This window comes from Streptomyces sp. NPDC051578, from assembly GCF_044454045.1.
In the GTDB taxonomy this organism is placed as follows: Bacteria; Actinomycetota; Actinomycetes; order Streptomycetales; family Streptomycetaceae; genus Streptomyces.
In genome coordinates this window covers 635,209-654,782 of record NZ_JBITDH010000001.1, presented here as the reverse complement: position 1 = coordinate 654,782, position 19,574 = coordinate 635,209, and the positions used below count along the sequence as shown (strand labels likewise).

At 74.3% G+C, this 19,574-nt stretch carries 16 protein-coding genes; 7 read left to right on the top strand and 9 right to left on the bottom strand.

Features of this window, described 5'->3' with window-relative positions; all coding sequences use genetic code 11:
• Positions 1–270: 270 nt before the first annotated feature.
• The gene (locus ACIA6C_RS02980; RefSeq protein ID WP_399272486.1) at positions 271–1,323 is read left to right on the top strand and encodes an ArsR/SmtB family transcription factor; all 1,053 of its coding nucleotides are present in this window, start codon (positions 271–273) and stop codon (positions 1,321–1,323) included.
• 158 nt (positions 1,324–1,481) lie between these two features.
• Positions 1,482–1,892 carry a VOC family protein gene (locus ACIA6C_RS02975; protein WP_366082604.1) on the top strand — a complete coding sequence of 137 codons (411 nt, stop codon included), beginning with the start codon at positions 1,482–1,484 and terminating at the stop codon, positions 1,890–1,892.
• Positions 1,893–1,909: 17 nt separating this feature from the next.
• Here ACIA6C_RS02975 and nirD read toward each other — a convergent pair whose 3' ends face one another.
• The 3 genes from nirD to ACIA6C_RS02960 are packed head-to-tail and all read right to left on the bottom strand — an operon-like array spanning position 1,910 to position 6,095.
• Positions 1,910–2,263, bottom strand: a complete 354-nt coding sequence (nirD, locus tag ACIA6C_RS02970) for a nitrite reductase small subunit NirD (protein WP_399272484.1) — start codon at positions 2,261–2,263, stop codon at positions 1,910–1,912.
• Positions 2,260–4,809, bottom strand: coding sequence for a nitrite reductase large subunit NirB (gene nirB, locus ACIA6C_RS02965; protein ID WP_399272482.1), 2,550 nt, complete (start codon positions 4,807–4,809; stop codon positions 2,260–2,262). Before nirB ends, nirD begins: the two co-directional genes overlap by 4 nt.
• 2 nt (positions 4,810–4,811) lie before the next feature.
• Positions 4,812–6,095, bottom strand: a complete 1,284-nt coding sequence (locus tag ACIA6C_RS02960; protein WP_399272480.1) for an NAD(P)/FAD-dependent oxidoreductase — start codon at positions 6,093–6,095, stop codon at positions 4,812–4,814.
• 172 nt (positions 6,096–6,267) lie between these two features.
• On the opposite strand from ACIA6C_RS02960, the gene ACIA6C_RS02955 reads away from it, so the two are divergent.
• The gene (locus tag ACIA6C_RS02955; RefSeq protein ID WP_361136575.1) at positions 6,268–7,044 is read left to right on the top strand and encodes a TSUP family transporter; all 777 of its coding nucleotides are present in this window, start codon (positions 6,268–6,270) and stop codon (positions 7,042–7,044) included.
• Between the two features lie 52 nt (positions 7,045–7,096).
• Here the strand turns inward: ACIA6C_RS02955 and ACIA6C_RS02950 are convergent, their stop codons facing one another.
• Entirely contained in the window at positions 7,097–7,732 is a 636-nt protein-coding gene (locus ACIA6C_RS02950; RefSeq protein WP_399272477.1) for a class F sortase, read from the bottom strand.
• 130 nt (positions 7,733–7,862) lie between these two features.
• Positions 7,863–8,405: a hypothetical protein gene (locus tag ACIA6C_RS02945; RefSeq protein WP_361136571.1), complete on the bottom strand. Its 543-nt coding sequence runs from the start codon at positions 8,403–8,405 to the stop codon at positions 7,863–7,865.
• Between the two features lie 1,095 nt (positions 8,406–9,500).
• Between ACIA6C_RS02945 and ACIA6C_RS02940 the strand changes: the two genes are divergently transcribed.
• Positions 9,501–9,956 carry a gamma-glutamylcyclotransferase family protein gene (locus ACIA6C_RS02940; protein WP_399272475.1) on the top strand — a complete coding sequence of 152 codons (456 nt, stop codon included), beginning with the start codon at positions 9,501–9,503 and terminating at the stop codon, positions 9,954–9,956.
• A gap of 10 nt (positions 9,957–9,966) precedes the next feature.
• Here ACIA6C_RS02940 and dnaG read toward each other — a convergent pair whose 3' ends face one another.
• From dnaG to ACIA6C_RS02920, 4 genes are all read right to left on the bottom strand, one after another.
• Complete coding sequence (gene dnaG, locus ACIA6C_RS02935; RefSeq protein WP_399272473.1) at positions 9,967–11,862, bottom strand: DNA primase; 1,896 nt, start codon at positions 11,860–11,862, stop codon at positions 9,967–9,969.
• Positions 11,863–11,896: 34 nt separating this feature from the next.
• Positions 11,897–13,171, bottom strand: a complete 1,275-nt coding sequence (locus ACIA6C_RS02930) for an NAD(P)/FAD-dependent oxidoreductase (RefSeq protein WP_399272471.1) — start codon at positions 13,169–13,171, stop codon at positions 11,897–11,899.
• Between the two features lie 93 nt (positions 13,172–13,264).
• Entirely contained in the window at positions 13,265–14,572 is a 1,308-nt protein-coding gene (locus tag ACIA6C_RS02925; RefSeq protein WP_399272469.1) for a deoxyguanosinetriphosphate triphosphohydrolase, read from the bottom strand.
• A 76-nt stretch (positions 14,573–14,648) separates the two neighbouring features.
• Complete coding sequence (locus tag ACIA6C_RS02920) at positions 14,649–15,362, bottom strand: sirohydrochlorin chelatase (protein ID WP_399272467.1); 714 nt, start codon at positions 15,360–15,362, stop codon at positions 14,649–14,651.
• 352 nt (positions 15,363–15,714) lie between these two features.
• On the opposite strand from ACIA6C_RS02920, the gene ACIA6C_RS02915 reads away from it, so the two are divergent.
• The 3 genes from ACIA6C_RS02915 (at position 15,715) to ACIA6C_RS02905 (ending at position 19,467) form a co-directional block, all read left to right on the top strand.
• Complete coding sequence (locus ACIA6C_RS02915; RefSeq protein ID WP_399272465.1) at positions 15,715–16,413, top strand: vancomycin high temperature exclusion protein; 699 nt, start codon at positions 15,715–15,717, stop codon at positions 16,411–16,413.
• A gap of 36 nt (positions 16,414–16,449) precedes the next feature.
• On the top strand, positions 16,450–17,223 hold the full coding sequence (locus tag ACIA6C_RS02910; RefSeq protein WP_399272463.1) for a glucose 1-dehydrogenase: 774 nt from the start codon (positions 16,450–16,452) through the stop codon (positions 17,221–17,223).
• A 162-nt stretch (positions 17,224–17,385) separates the two neighbouring features.
• Positions 17,386–19,467: a molybdopterin oxidoreductase family protein gene (locus ACIA6C_RS02905; RefSeq protein ID WP_399272461.1), complete on the top strand. Its 2,082-nt coding sequence runs from the start codon at positions 17,386–17,388 to the stop codon at positions 19,465–19,467.
• The last annotated feature ends 107 nt before the right edge of the window (positions 19,468–19,574 follow it).

The window sequence follows — 19,574 nt, the reverse complement described above, 5'->3', positions numbered from 1 at the left end:
GACGGATCCCCACCCGTCCACCGCCTGCCGCCTATCGCCAGGCACGTCGGCGCTTCCCGGTGCGACCGACCGCCAGGCCCCGCAAAGCCCCCCACGGCCTTCACGGAGCGTTTCGGTCGCACTGGAGTGTGCCTGGCGGAGTACAGGATTTCGGTTGTCACGCTCCTGCCGAAAGGGGTTTCAACTGTGGCTGAAAGGGCGTGGTGACCACGTGTGACGGCGTGCATACTCATGGGGCGGGGGGATTGCGGTTGCACAGGTGGGGGTTCGGTGCTTCGTATCCATTTCACGGGAGTGGACCTCGCACGCGTACGGATGGCAGGACGTCCCGATGCGTTGTGGGAAACGATTCTCAGCTTTCACCGTTTAAGGGACCGGCGTGATGCCCGGTTGTTCGGTGAATGGCGTACGGAAACCCGGAGCCGGTTGAATAGTGAAACAAGACTGCTGGGTGCGCTGATACCGGGGCGCGGCTATTTCCCCGATTTCCTGACACCCGTGGAGGGGCAGTACGGGTGGGACGTCGGCCTCGACGCGCTGCGCGGCCTGCGCCCCGAGCGGATACGGCGCGAGCTGTCGCTGATGGGCGCGGGAGCGCGTATGGGCGCGGCCTTCGGCATGCCGCCGGGCGCGAGCGGCGCGGGCGACACCCTCGTCCCGCGCCGGCTGCGGGAGTTCATAGACGACGCGCCCAAGCACATGCCGAGGCTGCTGGGCGAGCTGCGCGCGTACCACCGCGTGGCCGTGGAGCCCTACTGGACCCACATACAGGCCCAGATCGAGGCTGAGCGGGCGGCCCGGGGCCGCGCGCTGCTGGACGGCGGCGCGGACGAGCTGCTCGCGTCGCTGCCGCCGATGCTGCGCTGGCGGGCGCCGGTCCTGGAGTGCGACTACCCCGTGGACCGGGACGTGCGGCTGCGGGGGCGCGGGCTGCTGCTCCAGCCGTCCTTCTTCTGCCGCCGCACGGCCGTCACCCTGCACGACCCGGAGCTCCCGCCGGTCCTGGTCTACCCGGCGGCGGCGCAGCTCGCCTCGGCCCCCGCCCAGGGGGAGGCCGCCCGCCCGGCGGAGGAGCAGCGCCAGCGGACCCTGGGCAAGCTCGTGGGGCACACCCGCTCGGTGGTGCTGCGGGCCATCGGCGACGGAGCCACCACCAGCGAACTGGCCCGCCGGGCGGGGGTGTCGCTCGCCTCCGCGAGCCAGCACGCCTGCGTGATGCGGGAGGCGGGCCTGGTGACGACCCTGCGCCGGGGCAACGCCGTGCTGCACACGGTGACCCCGCTGGGGGCGGCGCTGCTCAAGGGCGGTGCGGTGGCGTCCTGACGGCGGTGGCGGCCCGCACCGTAGGAGGACGGGCGCCCGGGGGAAGGGCCGGAAAATCCTTTCCCCCGGGCGATGAGTTTTCCGGGGCCGCCCGGTCTACCCCTTCGAACGCACCACGGCGAGAGAAAACGCACCCCCGCGAGAGAAGAGGGACCGAGATGTCCGCCACCATGATCTTCGTCAACCTGCCCGTCAAGGACCTGGAGGCGAGCAAGGCCTTCTGGGGCAAGCTCGGCTACTCCTTCAACGCCCAGTTCAGCGACGAGAACGGCGCCTCCCTGGTCATCAGCGACACCATCTACGCGATGCTGCTGACCGAGGCCCGGTTCAAGGACTTCACCCACAAGGCCATCGCGGACACCTCCACCACCACCGAGGCCCTGCTGTGCCTGAGCGCCGAGAGCCGCCAGGCGGTGGACGCGCTGGTCGACGCGGCCGTCGGCGCGGGCGGCACCGAGCCCCGCGCCGCACAGGACCACGGCTTCATGTACGGGCGGGCCTTCGAGGACCTCGACGGCCACACCTGGGAGATCATGTGGATGGACCCGGCGGCGATCCAGGCCCAGTAGTCCCCCCCCCGGCGGCCCTATACGGGCGAGGGCACGGCGGTCCGCACCGGATAGGTCCGCACCGGATAGGTCCGGACCGCCACCTCCTCGTCGTCCAGGCAGCGCCCCGACTCCAGGTCGAACCGCTGCTTGAGCAGCGGCGAGGCCACGAAGGGGCGTCCCGTCACCGCACCCACCAGCCCCCGGGCGAGCACCTGCGCGCCGGTGAAGGGGTCCCGGTTGCCGATGGCGTACGGGCGTCCCCCGCGGTCCAGGAACACCGCGGCCTGGCTCCCGTCGGGCAACAGGGCCGCGACCCCGCGCCCCGGGGTCAGCTCCGACAGTTCGCACACCGTCACCCAGCCGCCGTTCACTTCCAGCTCGATGGTCACCGGTCGCCTCCCACGGGCTCAAGGGTCAGTACGGTCAGGTCGGGCTTGACCTGGTCGCGTTCCGGCACGAACCGCACACTGGGGTCCGGGGCGCCGGGGGCGTTGACGAAGGACACGAACCGGCGCAGCCGCTCGGGGTCCCGGAGGGTCTCGGCCCACTCGTCCCGGTAGTGGGCGACGTGGTCGGCCATCAGCGACTCCAGCTCGGCGCACAGGCCGAGCGAGTCGTGCACGATCACGTCCCGCAGGTGGTCCAGCCCGCCCTCCAGCCGCTCCAGCCAGGTCGAGGTCCGCTCCAGCCGGTCGGCGGTGCGGATGTAGAACATGAGGAACCGGTCGATGAGACGGACCAGTTCGGCGTCCGAGAGGTCCTGGGCCAGCAGATCGGCGTGACGCGGGCTGGCCCCGCCGTTGCCGCCGACGTAGAGGTTCCAGCCGTTCGCCGTGGCGATGACGCCGAAGTCCTTGCTCTGCGCCTCCGCGCACTCGCGGGTGCAGCCGGACACCGCCGACTTCACCTTGTGCGGGGCGCGCAGGCCCCGGTAGCGCAGCTCCAGGTCGATGGCCATGCGCACGCTGTCCTGCACCCCGTAGCGGCACCAGGTCTGGCCCACGCAGGACTTCACCGTGCGCAGTGCCTTCCCGTAGGCGTGCCCGGACTCGAAACCGGCGTCCACCAGCCGCGCCCAGATCCGCGGGAGCTGGTCGACCGCGGCCCCGAACAGGTCGATCCGCTGCCCACCGGTGATCTTCGTGTAGAGGCCGAAGTCGCGGGCCACCTCGCCGATCACGATGAGCTTGTCGGGGGTGATCTCCCCGCCCGGGATACGGGGGACGACCGAGTACGAGCCGTTGCGCTGCATGTTCGCCAGGAAGTGGTCGTTGGTGTCCTGGAGGGCCGCCTGCTCCCCGTCCAGGACGTATCCGCTCGCGCCGAGCGTCGCGGCGAGCGAGGCGATGATCGAGGCGACGGCGGGCTTGCAGACCTCGCAGCCCTCGCCGCCGCGGGCCTCCTCGCGGCCGTGGCCGTCGAGGATCTCCCGGTAGGAGGTCAGGCGGCGGGTGCGGACGATCTCGTACAGCTCGGCGCGGGTGTACGGGAAGCAGCCGCACAGCCCCTTGTCGGCGGCGGCGGGCAGCAGCTGCCCGATCACCTTGAGGCAGCCGCCGCAGCCGGTGCCGGCCTTGGTGCACTTCTTGACCTCGGGCAGGGAGGTGAAGGCGGTGATCTCCTTCTTGGTGACGTTGTGGCAGGAGCAGATCACCGCCGTGTCGGGCAGCGCGGACGGGCCGAGCTGCGCGGCCGGCCCGATGCCGGCCGGCAGCACCAGCTGCTCGGGCAGGACCGGCGGAACGCTGCCGGTGAGCGGGCGCAGCAGCCCGTAGGCGTCGGCGTCACCGACGAGGACCCCGCCGAGCAGTACGCCGTCGGGAGAGACGACCAGCTTCTTGTAGACGCCGGAGCGGGAGTCGGAGTAGACGACGTCGAGGCAGTCGGGGGTGGCTCCGTGGGCGTCGCCGAAGGAGGCCACGTCCACACCGAGCAGCTTGAGCTTGGTGGACAGGTCGGCCCCGGTGAACTCCCGCTCACGGCCGAGCAGGTCGTCGGCGGCCGTCTCGGCCATGTCGTAGCCGGGGGCGACCAGGCCGTAGACGCGGCCGTCGACGGCCATCGCGCATTCGCCGATGGCGTACACGGCGGGGTCGGAGGTGCGGCAGCGGGCGTCGACGGCGATCCCGCCGCGCTCGCCGACCGCGAGACCGGCGTCGCGGGCCAGCTGGTCCCGGGGGCGGACGCCGGCGGAGAAGACGACCAGGTCGGCCGGGACGGTCGAGCCGTCGGAAAGGCGCATCCCGCTCACCGAGCCGTCCTCGCCGGTGAGGACCTCCTGGGTGCCGACGCCGGTGTGGACGCTCAGGCCCATGGCCTCGATGGTCCGCAGCAGTGCGGCGCCGCCCCCGTCGTCGACCTGCACGGGCATCAGGCGCGGGGCGAACTCCACGACCCTGGTGGCCAGCCCCAGGCCTTGCAGGGCGCCCGCGGCCTCCAGTCCGAGGAGTCCGCCGCCGACGACGGCCCCGCTGCTGCGGCCCTTCCCGTACGCCTCGATGGCGAGGAGGTCCTCGATGGTGCGGTACACGAAGCAGCCGGGGGCGTCCTTGCCGGGCACGGGCGGCACGAAGGGGTAGCTGCCGGTCGCCAGGACGAGGACGTCGTACGGGAAGACCCGCCCGGAGCGGGAGGTGACGGTGCGGGCGTCGCGGTCGATGCTCTCGGCGGGGTCGCCGAGGTGCAGGTCTATCCCGTGCCGGGCCATGAACCCGTCGGGGGTGAGCGACAGGTCCTCGGGGGTGCTGCCGGAGAAGTAGGAGGTCAGGTGGACCCGGTCGTAGGCCGGCCGGGGCTCCTCGCACAGGACGGTGACCCGGTGCGTGGCGGTGACCCCGCGCTCGGCGAGCGCCTCCAGGTAGCGCTGGCCGACCATGCCGTGGCCGACGAGCACGAGGGCGGGGGCGGGTGCGGGGGTGGGCGGGACTGCGGCCATGATCAGGAGCCTCCGTCGTCGGTGAGCAGGTGCGAGAAGTCGGTCAGCGCTTCCCCGTCCTCCCAGGAGCGGGCGAGGGCGCCCACGGTGGACAGTTCGCCGAGGAGGACCCCGCCGACCAGGCGGTCGCCGCGTACGACGACCTGCCGGTAGGTCCGGCGGGTGGCGTCGGCGAGGCGGATGACGTCGTCGCCGGGCAGCGGGGTCGGCTCCCCGAAGGCGGCGAGGTCCAGGGGCGCACCGCCGCCGGGGGAGCCGCCGTCACCGTTGCCGGCGCCGTCGCCGGGGGTGAGGGTGAGCCGGGTCAGCGCGCGGGTGCCGGTATAGGTGCCGAGGGGACCGCCGGTGTCGGTCAGGGCGGCCGCCAGGGCGTCCGCCTGCTCCAACGCCGCCCCGGCCAGTCCGTAGACCCGGCCGTCGTGCTCGGCGCAGTCGCCGATGGCGTGGATGCGGGGGTCGCTGGTGCGCAGCCGGTCGTCCACGACGATGCCGCCCCGCACCTCCAGACCGGCGGCCCGCGCCAGTCCGGTGCGCGGGCGCACCCCGCAGGCGAGCACCACGAGTTCGGCGTCGAGCCGGTAGCCGTCGGCGAGTTCGACGCCGGTGACCCGGGTTCCGGCACCGGGGCGGGGGGCCGCGGCCTTCGTCAGGCCGCGCACCCGGCACTCGGTGTGGATCTCGATGCCGAGGGCCGTGAGGTGGGCTCCCAGCAGCGCCGAGGCGGCCGCGTCCAGCTGTCGTTCCATCAATCGCTCGGCCTGCTGCGCGAGCACTATCTGGGCGCCCCGGGCGGCGAGGGCGCGGGCCGCCGAGACACCGAGGAGACCGCCGCCGATCACCACGGCGCGCAGGCCGGGGCGTACGGCCGCCGAGAGGGCCAGGCAGTCATCCATGGTGCGGAACGCGTGCACCCCCTCGGGGAGTTCCCGGCCGTCCGGCTCGAACAGGCCGCGCAGCGGCGGGAGGACCGGGTTGGAGCCGGTGGCCAGGACGAGGGTGTCGTACCCGAGCACCGCCCCGTCGTCGCAGTGCACCGCCCGCTCGGCGCGGTCGACGCGGACCGCGCGCACGCCCCGGCGCAGCGCCGGACCGGGTTCCGGGAGCGCGATCACCTCGGGGGCGTACCGGCCGGCGAGGATCTCGGCCAGCAGCACGCGGTTGTACGGGGCGTGCGGCTCCTCGCCGAGCACCGTGACGGCCGCGGCACCCCCGGCGGTCAGCCGCGCCGCGCAGCGCAGGCCCGCCAGGCCGCCGCCGATCACCACCACACGCTGATCCGAAGTCATGGAACGAGCGTGCGGGGCCGCTGTTTCCCCGCCGCATCGCCGCTGTTACCCGGACGGAACGCGCACCTCAGCACGGAGCGGGCAGGCCCGTGAGGCTTTCGAACCTCAACCTTTGCGCAAGTTTCCGGGCATCCGTGGCCATCGCAGCCAACCGCTCCATAGGGTCGGAGGCGTGCCTGACATATCAATCACGATGATCATCGTGCTGTGCGTGGCCGCAGCGGCGGCCGGCTGGATCGACGCGGTGGTCGGGGGCGGCGGACTGCTGCTCCTGCCCGCCCTGCTGCTCGGTCTGCCCCACACGCCGCCCGCCGCCGTCCTCGGCACCAACAAGGCGGTGGCCATCGTCGGCACCACCGGAGCGGCCGTGACGTACGTCCGCAAGGCGCCGGTGGACGTGAAGCTCGCCGTCCGTATCGGCCTCGCCGCGCTCGCCGGTTCGATGGGCGGCGCCGCGCTGGCCGGAGGGATCAGCAAGGACGCCATGCGCCCGCTGATCATGGCGGTGCTGGTCGTCGTGGCCGTGGTGGTGATCTTCAAGCCCGGGTTCGGCGCGGCCGCGTCCACCGCGCCCGTCAGCCGCCGGCGCGTGCTGCTCGCCATCGGTCTGGCCGGGCTCGGCATCGGCTTCTACGACGGACTCATCGGGCCCGGCACCGGCACCTTCCTGGTCCTCGCCCTCACCGCGCTGCTCCACCTCGACCTGGTGACCGCCTCCGCCACCGCCAAGATCGTCAACTGCTGCACGAACGCCGGGGCGCTCGCGATGTTCGCGTACCAGGGGATGGTGCTGTGGCAACTGGCCGCGCTGATGGCGGCCTTCAACCTGGCCGGGGGCATGATCGGGGCCCGTATGGCGCTCACCAAGGGCACCGCGTTCGTCCGGACGGTGCTGCTGACCGTGGTCGGGGCGCTGGTGGTCAAACTCGGCATCGAGCAGTGGGGCTGAGGCGTACCCGCCCCGCCGGGCCCGGGCCCGGCAAGACCGCCCGGACGGGGGTCTAGTACGTGCCCGTCAGGTGGGCGAAGACGACGACGTTGCCCTCGTACCCGGTGCGGGGTGAGAACGCGCCCCCGCAGGTGATCACCCGGAGCTCGGCGCGCGGCGAGGGCCCGTACACCCGGGAGTCCGGAAAGGCCTTGGCGTCGTACACCTCGACGGCGTGGACGGTGAACACGGCCGTACGTCCGTCCGCGCGCGCCACCTCGATCGTGGCCCCGCGGCGCAGCGCGCCCAGGTGGTAGAAGACGGCCGGGCCGGCGGCGTTGTCGACGTGGCCCGCGATGAGGGCGGTGCCGGTGGCGCCGGGTGTGGTGCCCTCGCGGTACCAGCCCGCGAGGTCGCGCCGGGCGGGCGGCGGGACTTCGAGGCTGCCGTCGGCCTGCAGTCCCAGCCCGGTGAGCGGGGCGTCGACGCGGATCGACGGGATCCGGATCCGGGTGGGCGGGGAGCCGGTCAGCGGGGCGATGCTCCCGGCGTACGAGGCCTGACCGCTGAGCGCGCTCAGCGCCTCGGCGGGGGAGGGCAGCGGAGGCCCGACGCTCTCCCCCGAGCCGCTGCCGACGAGCCAGATGCCCACGCAGGCGGCGAGGGCCAGGAGCCCGCCGCGGCCGGCGACGCCGGAGGTGCCCACCATGCCTGCCCCCTCGTGCTCGCTTCCCGTGCGTATGGCTGGCCGTCGCCCGGCCCCGCGAACGGGGGGACCTCGCGGGGCGGGCGACGGGGGACGGTACCGCTCGGACCGCGGCCACGGCCGCGGGGGTCCGTCAGCTCCGCGTGCCGCTCGCCCGGCGACGCAGGAGCCAGGTACCGCCGACGGCGACCGCGGTCAGCACGACCGCTCCCGCCGTGATCTTGGCGGGGTCGGTGGTGGTGGTCGTGCCACCACCGACCCCGGTCCGTACGTGGCCTTGCGGGCCACGGTCGGTGACGACCAGGTCGCCGGTGGCGAACTTGCCGTTCGCGCAGGTCGCGCCGATGTCGTAGGTGCCGGGGCGGAGGTCGCGGGCGACCTGGAACTGCCCCGTGACCACCTCCTTGCGGGTGCCCGGCAGCAGCTTGAAGCGGCCCCCGCCGACGGTGGTGGCATCACCCTCGGCGTGGCCGGAGGGGCCACAGGCGCTGGTGTTCACCGTCACGGTCACGCCCGGGGAGGCGGACTTCGGCCATACCTCCAGCGGGGCGAAGTCGCCCGGCGCGAAGCCGGGCATGCCGAGTTCCGCGGCGGCGACCGCGCCCGCGACCGGGCCGGCGAAGGCGACGGCGGTCAGCGCGGTGGCGGTCAGCACGTGTGCGGTGCGGCGGCGCATGGGGGCTCCTGGGAACGCGGGGTCGTGTTCCCGAGATAACCCGGCCGACCCGCCCCCCGCCTCCTGATGCGGCGTCAGGTCCGCCCTGCGGGCCGGTGTTCCCGCAGCTCACACGGGCCCGCTTGAGCCGTCCGGGGGACCCTGCCCGTCCGGGTGACACGAACGCCGGGCCGCTGCCGCCGGCTCTGCCGGGGTCGGGGCCGGGGCCGTGCCGATCCGGGCCGACCCGCGCCGTGCCCGCTCCGGCCGGGCGTGGCCCGTTCCGCGCGCGGCGTGGCCCGTACGCAGGGCCGCAGGAGGTACCGCGCGGGCGCGACACACACCGGCTGGGCGTGGCCCGTACCGGCTGGGCGTGGCCCGGCGCGGGCGTGGCCCGTACCGACTGGTGGCTGGGCGTGGCCCGCACCTCGTGGGTGTGGCCCGTACCTCGTGGGTGTGGCCCGTACCGGCCCGGTGTGGCGCGTACGCGGGGGCGCGCGGGTACCCCGCCGGCGGGGCCCGTACCGGCCGGGCGCGGCACATACAGCGCGGGCGTTGCCCCACCGACGGGTCGGTCCGTGCCCATCCAGTCGGCCCGTGCCTGCACCGGCCGGGTGCGGCACGCCCGGCCTGGCGCTGGCCGGCGGGCGTGCCCCCTACCGACCGGGCTCGGCTCGTACAGAGGGGTGCGGCACATGCTGCGCGGGCGTTGCCCTGACCGACGGTTCAGCCTGTGCCCGTCCAGGTCGGCCCGGGCCTGCCCCACACGGGCGGCGCCCCGTTCCGCACGGGCGTGGCAGCTACCGCACGGGGCATGCCCCGTACCCGCCTGGCGCGGTACGTACTGCGCGGGCGTTGTCCCACCGGCGGGTCGGCCCTTGCCGGTCCAGGTCTGCCCTTGCCTGCCCCGCACGGGCGGGCCCCGTACCGGCCGGGCTTGGCCCGTACCGCACGGGCGCGGCCCGTACCGGCCGGGTGCCGCGCGCCCGGCGCGGTGCGGGACGCGGGGGCGGAACGTGGCGCGGGCTTACGCCGGGCGGCGGGGGGTGCGTACGGTTGAGGCCCCGCGCGGGCGGAGCGACCGGCGCCGTCGCGGCAGAGTTCTGGGAGGGCCTCGTGACACCGCTCGACCGGCCGGTAACCGCCGCGGCCGCACTGCCGTTCTTCGTGTACGGGACCCTGCGGCCCGGCGAGGTCAACCACGACCTGTTCCTGCGGGGCCGTACGGCGGCCGAGGAACCGGCCCTGCTGCCGGACGCCGCGCTGTACGAGGGCCCGGGGTACCCGTACGCCGTCGCGCGTCCCGGCCCCGGGATACACGGCGAGCTGATCACCCCCGCGCCCGAGGCCTACGCCGAGCTGCTGGTCGCGCTCGACATGCTGGAGGAGTACCGCGGGCCGGGCCGCCCGGGCAACGTCTACGACCGGGTCGCGCGCGAGGCCCTGCGCCCCGACGGCACCCCGGTCCTGGCCTGGGTGTACCTGGCCGCCGCACCGCTGGCCCGCTCGCTCGCCCGCTCCGGGACCGAGATCCCGGGCGGGGACTGGCTCGTCCCGGGCCGGGCGGGGTGACGGCCGGCGGTCACAGCCCTTCGGCCCCGCGGTTGCGCAGCCGCTGCCCGTACTGCTGGAGGACCCACAGCTCCTCCTGGACCGCCGCCAGCTGCTCCGGCGGAGCCTGCGCCCCCAGGCGCGAGAGCGTGCCCTGGATCTCGTGCACCCGGCGGTCCACGGCGCGCAGCCGCACCTGCACCAGCTGGACCCCGGCGTAGACCTCGTCCACCGTCTTCGCGTGGATGGCTTCGACCGCGAGTTCCGTGACCAGCGCGCGCACGGTGTCGTTGGGCGCGGCCTCACGGACCCGCGCCAGGTAGTCCTCCGTGCCCAGGGAGGCGCCGCCGGCGTCCTGGATGGCCTGGCGGACCGCCGCGTAGGGCGGGGCGGTGAACTCGTCGAGCCCGTAGGCGTCGAAGGCGGGGGAGACCAGGGCAGGTCTCTGCAGGGCCAGCTTGAGCAGCTCGCGTTCCGTGCGGTGCGCGGGGCTGCGCAGGTTCAGCGCCGGGCCGCCCGCCGCCGGGGCGGGGGCCGGGGAGGCCTCGTAGGCCCGGCCGCGGCCACCGTGCTGCGGCTGGCCCCCCCGCTCGCGCGCCCAGCGGGCGAGCTGCGCGACCCGCTTGACCACGAACTGTTCGTCGCGGATGCCCAGCATCCCCGCCAGCTGGACCGCCGACTCGTGCTGGATCGCGATGTTCTTGATGTGGGCGACGACGGGGGCCGCCTCGTCCAGCGCGGCCGCCCGGCCCGCCGGGTTCTCCAGGTTGTGCCGGGACACGATGTGCCGCAGTGCGAACTCGAACAGCGGGGTCCGCGACTCCACCAGCCCCGACACGGCGGCGTCGCCCTGCGCGAGCCGCAGGTCGCAGGGGTCCATCCCGCCCGGGGTGATCGCGATCGAGGTCTCGGCGGCGAACTTCTGGTCGTCCTCGAAGGCGCGCAGCGCGGCCTTCTGGCCCGCCGCGTCCCCGTCGAAGGTGAAGATCACCTCGGCCGTGGCGTTGTCCATCAACAGCCGGCGCAGGATCTTGATGTGGTCCCCGCCGAAGGCCGTGCCACAGGTCGCGATCGCGGTGGTGACCCCGGCCAGGTGGCAGGCCATCACATCGGTGTAGCCCTCCACCACGACGGCCCGCGAGGTCTTGGCGATCTCCTTCTTGGCCAGGTCGATGCCGTACAGCACCTGGGACTTCTTGTAGATCGCCGTCTCGGGGGTGTTCAGGTACTTGGGGCCGTTGTCGTCGTCGCGCAGTTTGCGCGCGCCGAAGCCGACGACCTCGCCGCTGATGTCCCGGATCGGCCACATCAGCCGCCCCCGGAACCGGTCGATCGGCTTCCCGCTGCGGCTGTCCTGGGCCAGGCCGGAGGTGATCAGCTCCTTGTCGCTGAACCCCTTGCCGCGCAGGAAACGGGTCAGGTGGTCCCAGCCGGCCGGGCTGTATCCCACGCTGAAGTGCGCGGCCGCGGCCTGGTCGAAGCCCCGCTCCGCCAGGAACTTCCGGCCGATCTCCGCCTCGGCGCCGCCCAGCTGGTCCACGTAGAACTGCGCGGCGGCCTTGTGCGCCTCGACCAGCCGGATCCGCTCGCCGCGGCCGCTGGTACCGGCGGTGTAGCCGCCCTCCTCGTACCGCAGGGTGATGCCCGCCTGGCCGGCGAGGCGCTCGACCGCCTCCGAGAAGGAGAGGTGGTCGATCTTCATGACGAAGTCGAGGGTGTCCCCGCCCGCCTGGCAGCCGAAGCAGTGGTACAGCCCCTTGCTCGGACTGACCTGGAAGGACGGGGACTTCTCGTCATGGAAGGGGCACAGGCCCTTGAGGTTTCCGCCGCCGGCGTTGCGCAGCTGGAGATAGTCGGAGACCACGGCGTCGATCGGGACCGCGTCCCGTACCGCCTTCACGTCGTCGTCGTTGATCCGTCCTGCCACGCATGAAGTCTACGGCCGGGCGCCGACAAACCCGTCAGGCCCCCTCCGCCGCCACCAGGGAAGTCAGCGGAACCGACGGGTCCGCCAGCTTCTCCCGGTCCACCGGCGCATGGGAGCGGATCAGGGCCTGGATGTGCCCGGTGACGTCCCACACGTTGACGTTCATCCCGGCGAGGACCCGGCCCTGCGACAGCCAGAACGCGATGAACTCCCGCTTGCCCACGTCGCCGCGGATCAGCACCTGGTCGTAGCCGCCCACCGGCGCGTACCCCGAGTACTCCAGGCCCACGTCGTACTGGTCCGAGAAGAAGTAGGGAACCCTGTCGTACGAGACCTCCTGGCCCAGCATCGCCCGCGCGGCCGCCGGACCGCCGTTGAGCGCGTTCGCCCAGTGTTCGACGCGCAGCCGGGTCCCGAGCACCGGGTGGTGGGCGGCCGCCACGTCCCCGACGGCGAAGACGTCCGGATCGGACGTGCGCAGCGACGCGTCGACCGCGATCCCCCCGCCGTGCTCCCGGTCCACCAGCGCCAGCCCGGAGCTCTCGGCGAGCGCCGTACGGGGCGCCGCGCCGATCGCGGCGAGCACCGCGTGCGCCGGGTGCTCCTCGCCGTCGTCGGTCCGGGCGGCCAGCACCATCCCGTCCTGCCCGACGATCTCGGTCAGCCGCGCGCCGAAGTGGAAGCGGACGCCGTGCTCGGCGTGCAGGTCCCCGAAGAGCCGGCCGATCTCCGGGCCGAGCACCGCGTGCAGCGGTGTGGCCAGCGGCTCGACCACCGTCACCTCGGCGCCGTACCCGCGGGCCGCCGCCGCGACCTCCAGGCCGATCCAGCCGGCGCCCGCGATCAGCAGGTGGCCGTTGTCCCGGCCCAGCCCGACCAGGACCTGCTTGAGCCGCTCGGCGTGCGCGAGGCGCCGCAGGTGGTGCACCCCCACCAGACCGGTGCCCGGGACGTCGAGGCGGCGCGGCTCGGCCCCGGTGGCCAGCAGCAGCTTGTCGTAGTGCAGCGCCGTGCCGTCACCGAGGACGACCTTCTTCGCGGACCGGTCCAGCTGGACGGCGGGCTGACCCAGGTGCAGCTCGATGTCGGCGCCCGCGTACCAGGACGGCGCGTGCACGAAGACGCTGTCGCGCTCCTCCTTGCCCGTCAGGTACCCCTTGGACAGGAAAGGGCGTTCGTAGGGATGCTCGCGCTCGTCCCCGATCAGGATCACCCTGCCCGTGAACCCCTCGGACCTCAGGGTCTCGGCCGCTTTGGCCCCGGCGAGACCCGCGCCGACGATGACGAACGTCCGGTGTGCGTCGACCACCTGATGCCTCCTCATAACCTCTGCGCCACATGCGGCCACATGCGAGCGTCCCGCACCGAGCCTGCCCCGTGAAGGGGGAGTGGCCCGATCAGCTCACCCTTCGGCGCGTCGTGGGCGCCTGGTGAGACGGGCGTGCAACGAGCGGGCCGAGGCGTCGGTGAGGGCGGCGATCTGGTCGATGACCGCGCGTTTCCTCGCCTTGTCGTCGGGTGCTTCCTCGAAGATCGCCCGGAACTGGGGGTCGAGGCCCTCGGGTGCGCGGGCGCTGAGCGCCTCGGCGAGTTCGGCCAGGACGATGCGCTGGTCCGCGCGCAGCCGCTCCTGTTCGTCGCGCTGCATCACGTACAGGTCCGCGACCGCCTTGAGGACGGCGCACTCGTTGCGCGCCTCCCGGGGCAGGACCAGCTCGGCCGCGTACCGGGTGAGGCGCCCCGACCCGTAGGCCTCCCGCGTCGCCGCCTCGGCGGCCAGGCAGAAACGGCCGATCAGCTGGCTGGTGGCGTCCTTGAGCCGGGCCTGGGCGACGGCCGAGCCGTCGTAGCCGTGCGGCCACCACTCCTGCTCCATCAGCCGGTCCAGGGCCTCGCGCAGCTCCTCCGGCGCGGTGTCGGCGGGCACGTACCGGCCGATCGCGACCCGCCAGATCGCATCGCGCTCCGGTTCGGCGAAGAGCATGTTCGGGTCGAGGTGCCCGGCGTGCAGACCGTCCTCGAAGTCGTGGACGGAGTACGCCACGTCGTCCGCCCAGTCCATGACCTGCGCCTCGAAGCACTTGCGGTCGGCGGGAGCGCCCCGGCGCAGCCAGGCGAAGACCGGCAGGTCGTCCTCGTACGCGCCGAACTTCACCGAGTCGGGGTCGGTGGGGTGCCCACCGCGCGGCCACGGGTACTTGGTGGCCGCGTCCAGCGCGGCCCGCGTCAGGTTGAGGCCGACGCTGACGAGTCCACCCGTCGCCGGATCGGGCACGAAACGCTTCGGCTCCAGCCGGGTCAGCAGGCGCAGCGACTGCGCGTTGCCCTCGAAGCCGCCGCAGTCCTTGGCGAACTCGTTGAGGGCTTCCTCGCCGTTGTGCCCGAAGGGTGGGTGGCCCATGTCGTGGGAGAGGCAGGCGGCCTCCACCAGATCGGGATCGCAGCCGAGGGCCGCTCCCAGCTCGCGGCCCACCTGGGCGCATTCCAGGGAGTGGGTCAGGCGGGTGCGGGGGCTCGCGTCCCAGTCGTAGGAGCGGGTGCCGGGGGTGACGACCTGCGTCTTGCCGGCGAGGCGGCGCAGCGCGGCGGAGTGCAGTACGCGGGCGCGGTCCCGCTGGAAGGCGGTGCGGCCGGGCCGTTTGTCGGGCTCGGCGGCCCAGCGCTCGGTGTCGGCAGGCTCGTAGGGGTCGGTGCGGGTCGTGCTCTGCATGCCTTCCATGCTCAGACGTTAACCGGAAGAGCCGACAATGCGGGTGATCCGGGGTGCCCCGGAGCCGGGCGCTCCGCTACGCGGTGGCCAGTTCCAGCGGTGTGCGGCGCCGGGCGAGGGCCTGGTCGTAGCGCAGCAGGACGAGACGGGCGAGGGCCGGGTGGTCGCCGAGCGGTGCGGCGGCCGGTCCGGTCGCGGCGGCGGCGCTCTGGGCGGCGAAGCGGCCGGGGGCGGTGAAGTACGAGGCCACGGCGATCCGGTGGTGGCCGCGGGCGGCGAGGGCCCGCAGGGCGTCGGGCACGGCCGGGCTCGCGGCGGAGGCGTAGGCCGCTACGACGGGCACCCCGCCGAGGCGCTCGGACAGCAGTGCGGCGGTGCGGCGGGTGTCCTCGGCGGCGTCCCGGTCGCGGGAACCGGCGGCCGCCAGCACCACCGCCGTCCCGGGCGCCCAGGCGGCCTCCAGGAGCCGCTCGTACAGGGCCTCGGCCAGCAGCGGGTGCGGGCCGAGGGGGGCGGCGACCCGGGTGCGCAAGTGCGCGGCGCGGGCGGCCGCCGTGGGGAGGTCCCGCTTGACGTGGTGCCCGCGGCTCAGCAGCAGCGGCACGAGGACGGTGTCCCCGGCGACGGCGTCGAGGGTCTCGCCGAGCAGGGGCCGGTTCAGCTCGATGTGCCCGAGGCGGACGTCGAGACGGGGGCGGAGCTCGCGGACCCGCTCCAGCAGGGCCCGGACGCTGCGGAGGGCGCGCGGGTCACGGCTGCCGTGGGCGACGGCGACGAGGGTGGGCTGCATGCGGGGACTCCGTTGGTCCGGGCCCCCGGCGGACGCACGGTGTCCAGCTGCGCCCCGAGCTGGAGGGTGATCCGGGTCAGCAGCTCGGCGGCGGTGGCGGGGGGGAAGCGGGAAGGGAGGGGATTCGGGAGGGTGCGCGGGCTCCGTCATGAACCGATCCTGCGGGGCGCAGGTTGCCGCCGCGTTGCGCCCCCGTGACGGGTCTTTTCCGGCTGCTCACAGCGGGCGCGGCGGGGCGCGGCCCGCAGGCGGGTGAAACCGCACCGGCCCGGACCGCGTCCTGACCGGCGAGACCGGGCGACGACCAGGGCAACCGGTGAAAGCCGAACCAGCCGAGACCAGGGGGGACTTCATGGGCGGAGCGCGCCTGAGCAGGATCGCGGGCGGGGTACGGGGGCTGCTGCCGCGCACGGTGCGGGCCAGGCGGCGCGCCGTCCGGGCCGTGATGATGCTGTGCGTGCTGGCGCTGCTGCCCTCGGCGTGGACGCACGCGGTGGCCGCCGACCGGCTCGGCAGCACGGCCCGGGCGCCCGCCGCCCCGGTGGCCGTGGTGTTCGGCGCGGGCCTGCTGGGCTCGCGGCCCACCCCGTACCTGGCCGACCGGCTCGACGCGGCCGCCGAGCTGTACCGCGCCGGGAAGGTCAAGGTCGTCCTGGTGACCGGGGACAACAGCCGCACCGGGTACTCGGAGCCGGACGTGATGCGCGCCTACCTGACCCGCCACGGGGTCCCGGACGACCGGATCGTCAGCGACTTCGCCGGGTTCGACACCTGGGACTCCTGCGTGCGGGCCCGGCGGATCTTCGGCGTGGACCGCGCGGTGCTGATCAGCCAGGGCTTCCACATCCGGCGGGCCGTGGCCCTGTGCCAGGCGGCCGGGGTGGACTCGTACGGGGTCGGCGTGGCGGACGTGCACGACGCGACCTGGTACTACGGCGGCGCCCGCGAGGTCTTCGCCGCCGGGAAGGCGGCGCTGGACGCGGTGTTCAAGCCGCGCCCGACGTTCCTGGGGCCGAAGGAGGACGGGGTGTCGCGGGCGCTGGCCCTCTGACAGACTGGCACGGATTGTTAGACCTAGGGGGGCACCGTGGGCACCGCGCCGGACCTGAGCGGCAAGGCCGTCGTCATCACCGGAGGCGCCCGGGGGCTGGGCGCGGCCGCCGCGCGGGCCGTCGTGGACGGCGGCGGCCGGGTGCTGGTCACCGACGTGCTGGAGGCGGAGGGCGCCGCGACGGCGGCCGGACTGGGGCCCGCGGCCCGCTTCCTGCGGCACGACGTGACGAGCGAGGACGACTGGGCGGCGGCGCTGGAGTACGCTGCCGCCGAGTTCGGCCGCCTCGACGGCCTCGTCAACAACGCGGGCATAGCCACGGGGCAGTTCCTGGAGCACGAGAGCGTCGAACACTTCCGCCGGGTCGTCGAGATCAACCTGGTCGGCACCTTCATCGGCATCAAGGCGGCCATCCCGCTGCTGCGCGCCGCCGGCGGCGGCTCCGTCGTCAACATCTCCTCCGCCGCGGGCCTGACCGGACTGGCGCTGACCGCCGGGTACGGCGCCTCCAAGTGGGGCGTGCGCGGCCTGTCGAAGATCGGCGCGGTCGAGCTCGCCGAGGCCCGGATCCGCGTCAACTCCGTCCACCCGGGCATGACGCTCACCCCGATGACCGCCCCGGTCGGCATCCGGGCCGGCGAGGGCAACTACCCCGGCACCCCGCTCGGCCGCGTCGGCGCCCCCGAGGAGATCGCCGCGGCCGTCGCCTTCCTCCTGTCCGACTCCTCCGCTTACATCACGGGCGCCGAACTCGCGGTCGACGGCGGGTGGACGGCGGGCCTGACGGTGAAGCACCTGACCGGCCACTGACCGTCCCGGACCCCGCCCACGGACCCCGCCCACGGACCGGGGCCACTGGCCGGGCCGGGGGCGGGCGCCTCACCGGGGGACGGGAGGCGCGCTGAGGGGGAGAACCCCCGGCCGTAACGCGAGGGGGCGGTCCGCGTAACACCGGCGGCGCACGGTGGCCGTATGCACACCGATGACACCGCCGGACCCGTCACCGCCACGCACTGCCCCTACTGCGCCCTGCAGTGCGGCATGAACCTGCGCGCCGGGGCGGACGGCGGCGTCGAGGTGGAGGAGCGGCCCGACTTCCCCGTCAACCGGGGCGCCCTGTGCGGCAAGGGACGTACCGCCCCGGCCGTGCTCTCCTCGCGGGTGCGCCTGACGCAGCCGCTGGTGCGCGGCCGTACCGGACGGCTGGAGCCGGCCACCTGGGAGCGGGCCCTGGACGCCGTCGCCGAGGGCCTCTCCCGCACGGGGCGCTCGTACGGGCCGGACGCCGTCGGCGTCTTCGGCGGCGGCGGGCTGACCAACGAGAAGGCCTACGCGCTCGGCAAGTTCGCCCGCGTCGCCCTGCGCACCTCCCAGATCGACTACAACGGCCGGTTCTGCATGTCCTCCGCGGCCGCCGCCCACCAGCGGGCCTTCGGCCTCGACCGCGGCCTGCCCTTCCCGCTGGAGGACGTCCCCCGCACCGGCTGCGTGATCCTCGTCGGCTCCAACCTGGCCGAGACCATGCCTCCGGCCCTGCGCTTCCTGCGGGAACTCAAGGACAACGGCGGCACGTTGATCGTGGTGGACCCGCGCCGCACCCGCACCGCCGAACAAGCCGACCTGCATCTCGCCCCCCGCCCCGGGACGGACCTCGCCCTCGCCCTGGGCCTGCTCCACCTCGTCGTCGCCGAAGGGCGCACCGACGAGGCGTTCATCGCCGAGCGCACCAGCGGCTGGCCCGAGGCGCGGGCCGCCGCGATGGCGCACTGGCCGGAGCTGGTGGAGCGGATCACCGGGGTCCCCGTGCCCCGACTGCGCGAGGCGGTGGGGATGTTCTGCGCCCCCGAATCCGCCATGGTGCTGACCGCCCGCGGCCCGGAGCAGCAGTCCAAGGGCACCGACACCGTCGGCGCGTGGATCAACCTCTGCCTGGCCACGGGCCGCGCCGGGCGCCCGCTGTCCGGTTACGGCTGCCTCACCGGCCAGGGCAACGGCCAGGGCGGCCGCGAGCACGGCCAGAAGGCCGACCAGCTCCCCGGGTACCGCAAGCTGACCGACCCGGCGGCGCGGGCCCACGTCGCCGCCGTCTGGGGCGTCGACCCCGACGGCCTGCCCGGTCCCGGCCGCAGCGCCTACGAACTCCTCGACGCCCTCGGCACCGAGGTGAAGGCGCTCCTGCTGATGGGCTCCAATCCGGTGGTCTCCGCGCCCCGTGCCGCCCACATCGAGGGCCGGATCCGCTCCCTGGACTTCCTCGCCGTGGCCGACGTCGTCCTCTCCGAGACCGCCGAACTGGCCGACGTGGTGCTCCCCGTCACCCAGTGGGCGGAGGAGGACGGCACCACCACCAGCCTGGAAGGCCGCGTCCTGCTGCGCCGCCGGGCCCTGACCCCGCCGCCGGGCGTCCGCACCGACCTGGAGGTCCTGCACCACCTCGCCGCCCGGCTCGGCGTGGAGAAGGGCTTCCCCACCGCCCCCGAGGAGGTGTTCGAGGAGCTCCGGCGCGCCTCGGAAGGCGGCCCCGCCGACTACTCCGGGATCTCCTACGCCCGCCTCCAAGCCGAACAGGGCGTCTTCTGGCCCTGCCCGCCGGGCTCGCCCGGAACGCCCCGCCTCTTCCTGGACCGCTTCGCCACCGACGACGGCCGGGCCCGCTTCGTGCCCGTCGCGCACCGGGACGCGGCCGAGGTCCCCGACGCGCAGTACCCGCTGCTGCTCACCACCGGGCGGGTCGTGGCCCAGTACCAGTCCGGGGCCCAGACCCGACGGGTCGCGGAGCTCAACGCGGCCGCCCCCGGCCCGTTCGTGGAACTCCACCCCCGCCTCGCCGCCCGGCTGGGCGTGACCGAGGGGGCTCCGCTGGCGGTCGTCTCGCGGCGCGGTCGCGCGGTCGCCCCGGCCCGTATCACCGACACGATCCGGGCGGACACGGTGTTCATGCCGTTCCACTGGCCGGGGGAGGGACGCGCGAACACCCTCACCAACCCGGCCCTGGACCCGGTCTCGCGCATGCCGGAGTTCAAGACCTGCGCGGTGCGCGTCGAACCCGCCTGAGCCGTGGGCCCGCTCGGACATGCGTCCGGGCGGCTTCGGGCATCCCGGCGAGGGGTAACCATCCGGTCACGCACCGGACTCAGAAAGTGCTCGCACGCCCCTCGTGG

What these genes read in the sequence shown, in the direction of transcription:
- ACIA6C_RS02975 (WP_366082604.1), top strand. Translation starts at nt 1,482, where the DNA reads ATGTCCGCCACCATGATCTTCGTCAACCTGCCCGTCAAGGACCTGGAG.
- nirB (WP_399272482.1), bottom strand. Translation starts at nt 4,809, where the DNA reads ATGGCCGCAGTCCCGCCCACCCCCGCACCCGCCCCCGCCCTCGTGCTC.
- ACIA6C_RS02960 (WP_399272480.1), bottom strand. Translation starts at nt 6,095, where the DNA reads ATGACTTCGGATCAGCGTGTGGTGGTGATCGGCGGCGGCCTGGCGGGC.
- ACIA6C_RS02950 (WP_399272477.1), bottom strand. Translation starts at nt 7,732, where the DNA reads ATGGTGGGCACCTCCGGCGTCGCCGGCCGCGGCGGGCTCCTGGCCCTC.
- ACIA6C_RS02945 (WP_361136571.1), bottom strand. Translation starts at nt 8,405, where the DNA reads ATGCGCCGCCGCACCGCACACGTGCTGACCGCCACCGCGCTGACCGCC.
- ACIA6C_RS02925 (WP_399272469.1), bottom strand. Translation starts at nt 14,572, where the DNA reads ATGCAGAGCACGACCCGCACCGACCCCTACGAGCCTGCCGACACCGAG.
- ACIA6C_RS02920 (WP_399272467.1), bottom strand. Translation starts at nt 15,362, where the DNA reads ATGCAGCCCACCCTCGTCGCCGTCGCCCACGGCAGCCGTGACCCGCGC.
- ACIA6C_RS02915 (WP_399272465.1), top strand. Translation starts at nt 15,715, where the DNA reads ATGGGCGGAGCGCGCCTGAGCAGGATCGCGGGCGGGGTACGGGGGCTG.
- ACIA6C_RS02905 (WP_399272461.1), top strand. Translation starts at nt 17,386, where the DNA reads ATGCACACCGATGACACCGCCGGACCCGTCACCGCCACGCACTGCCCC.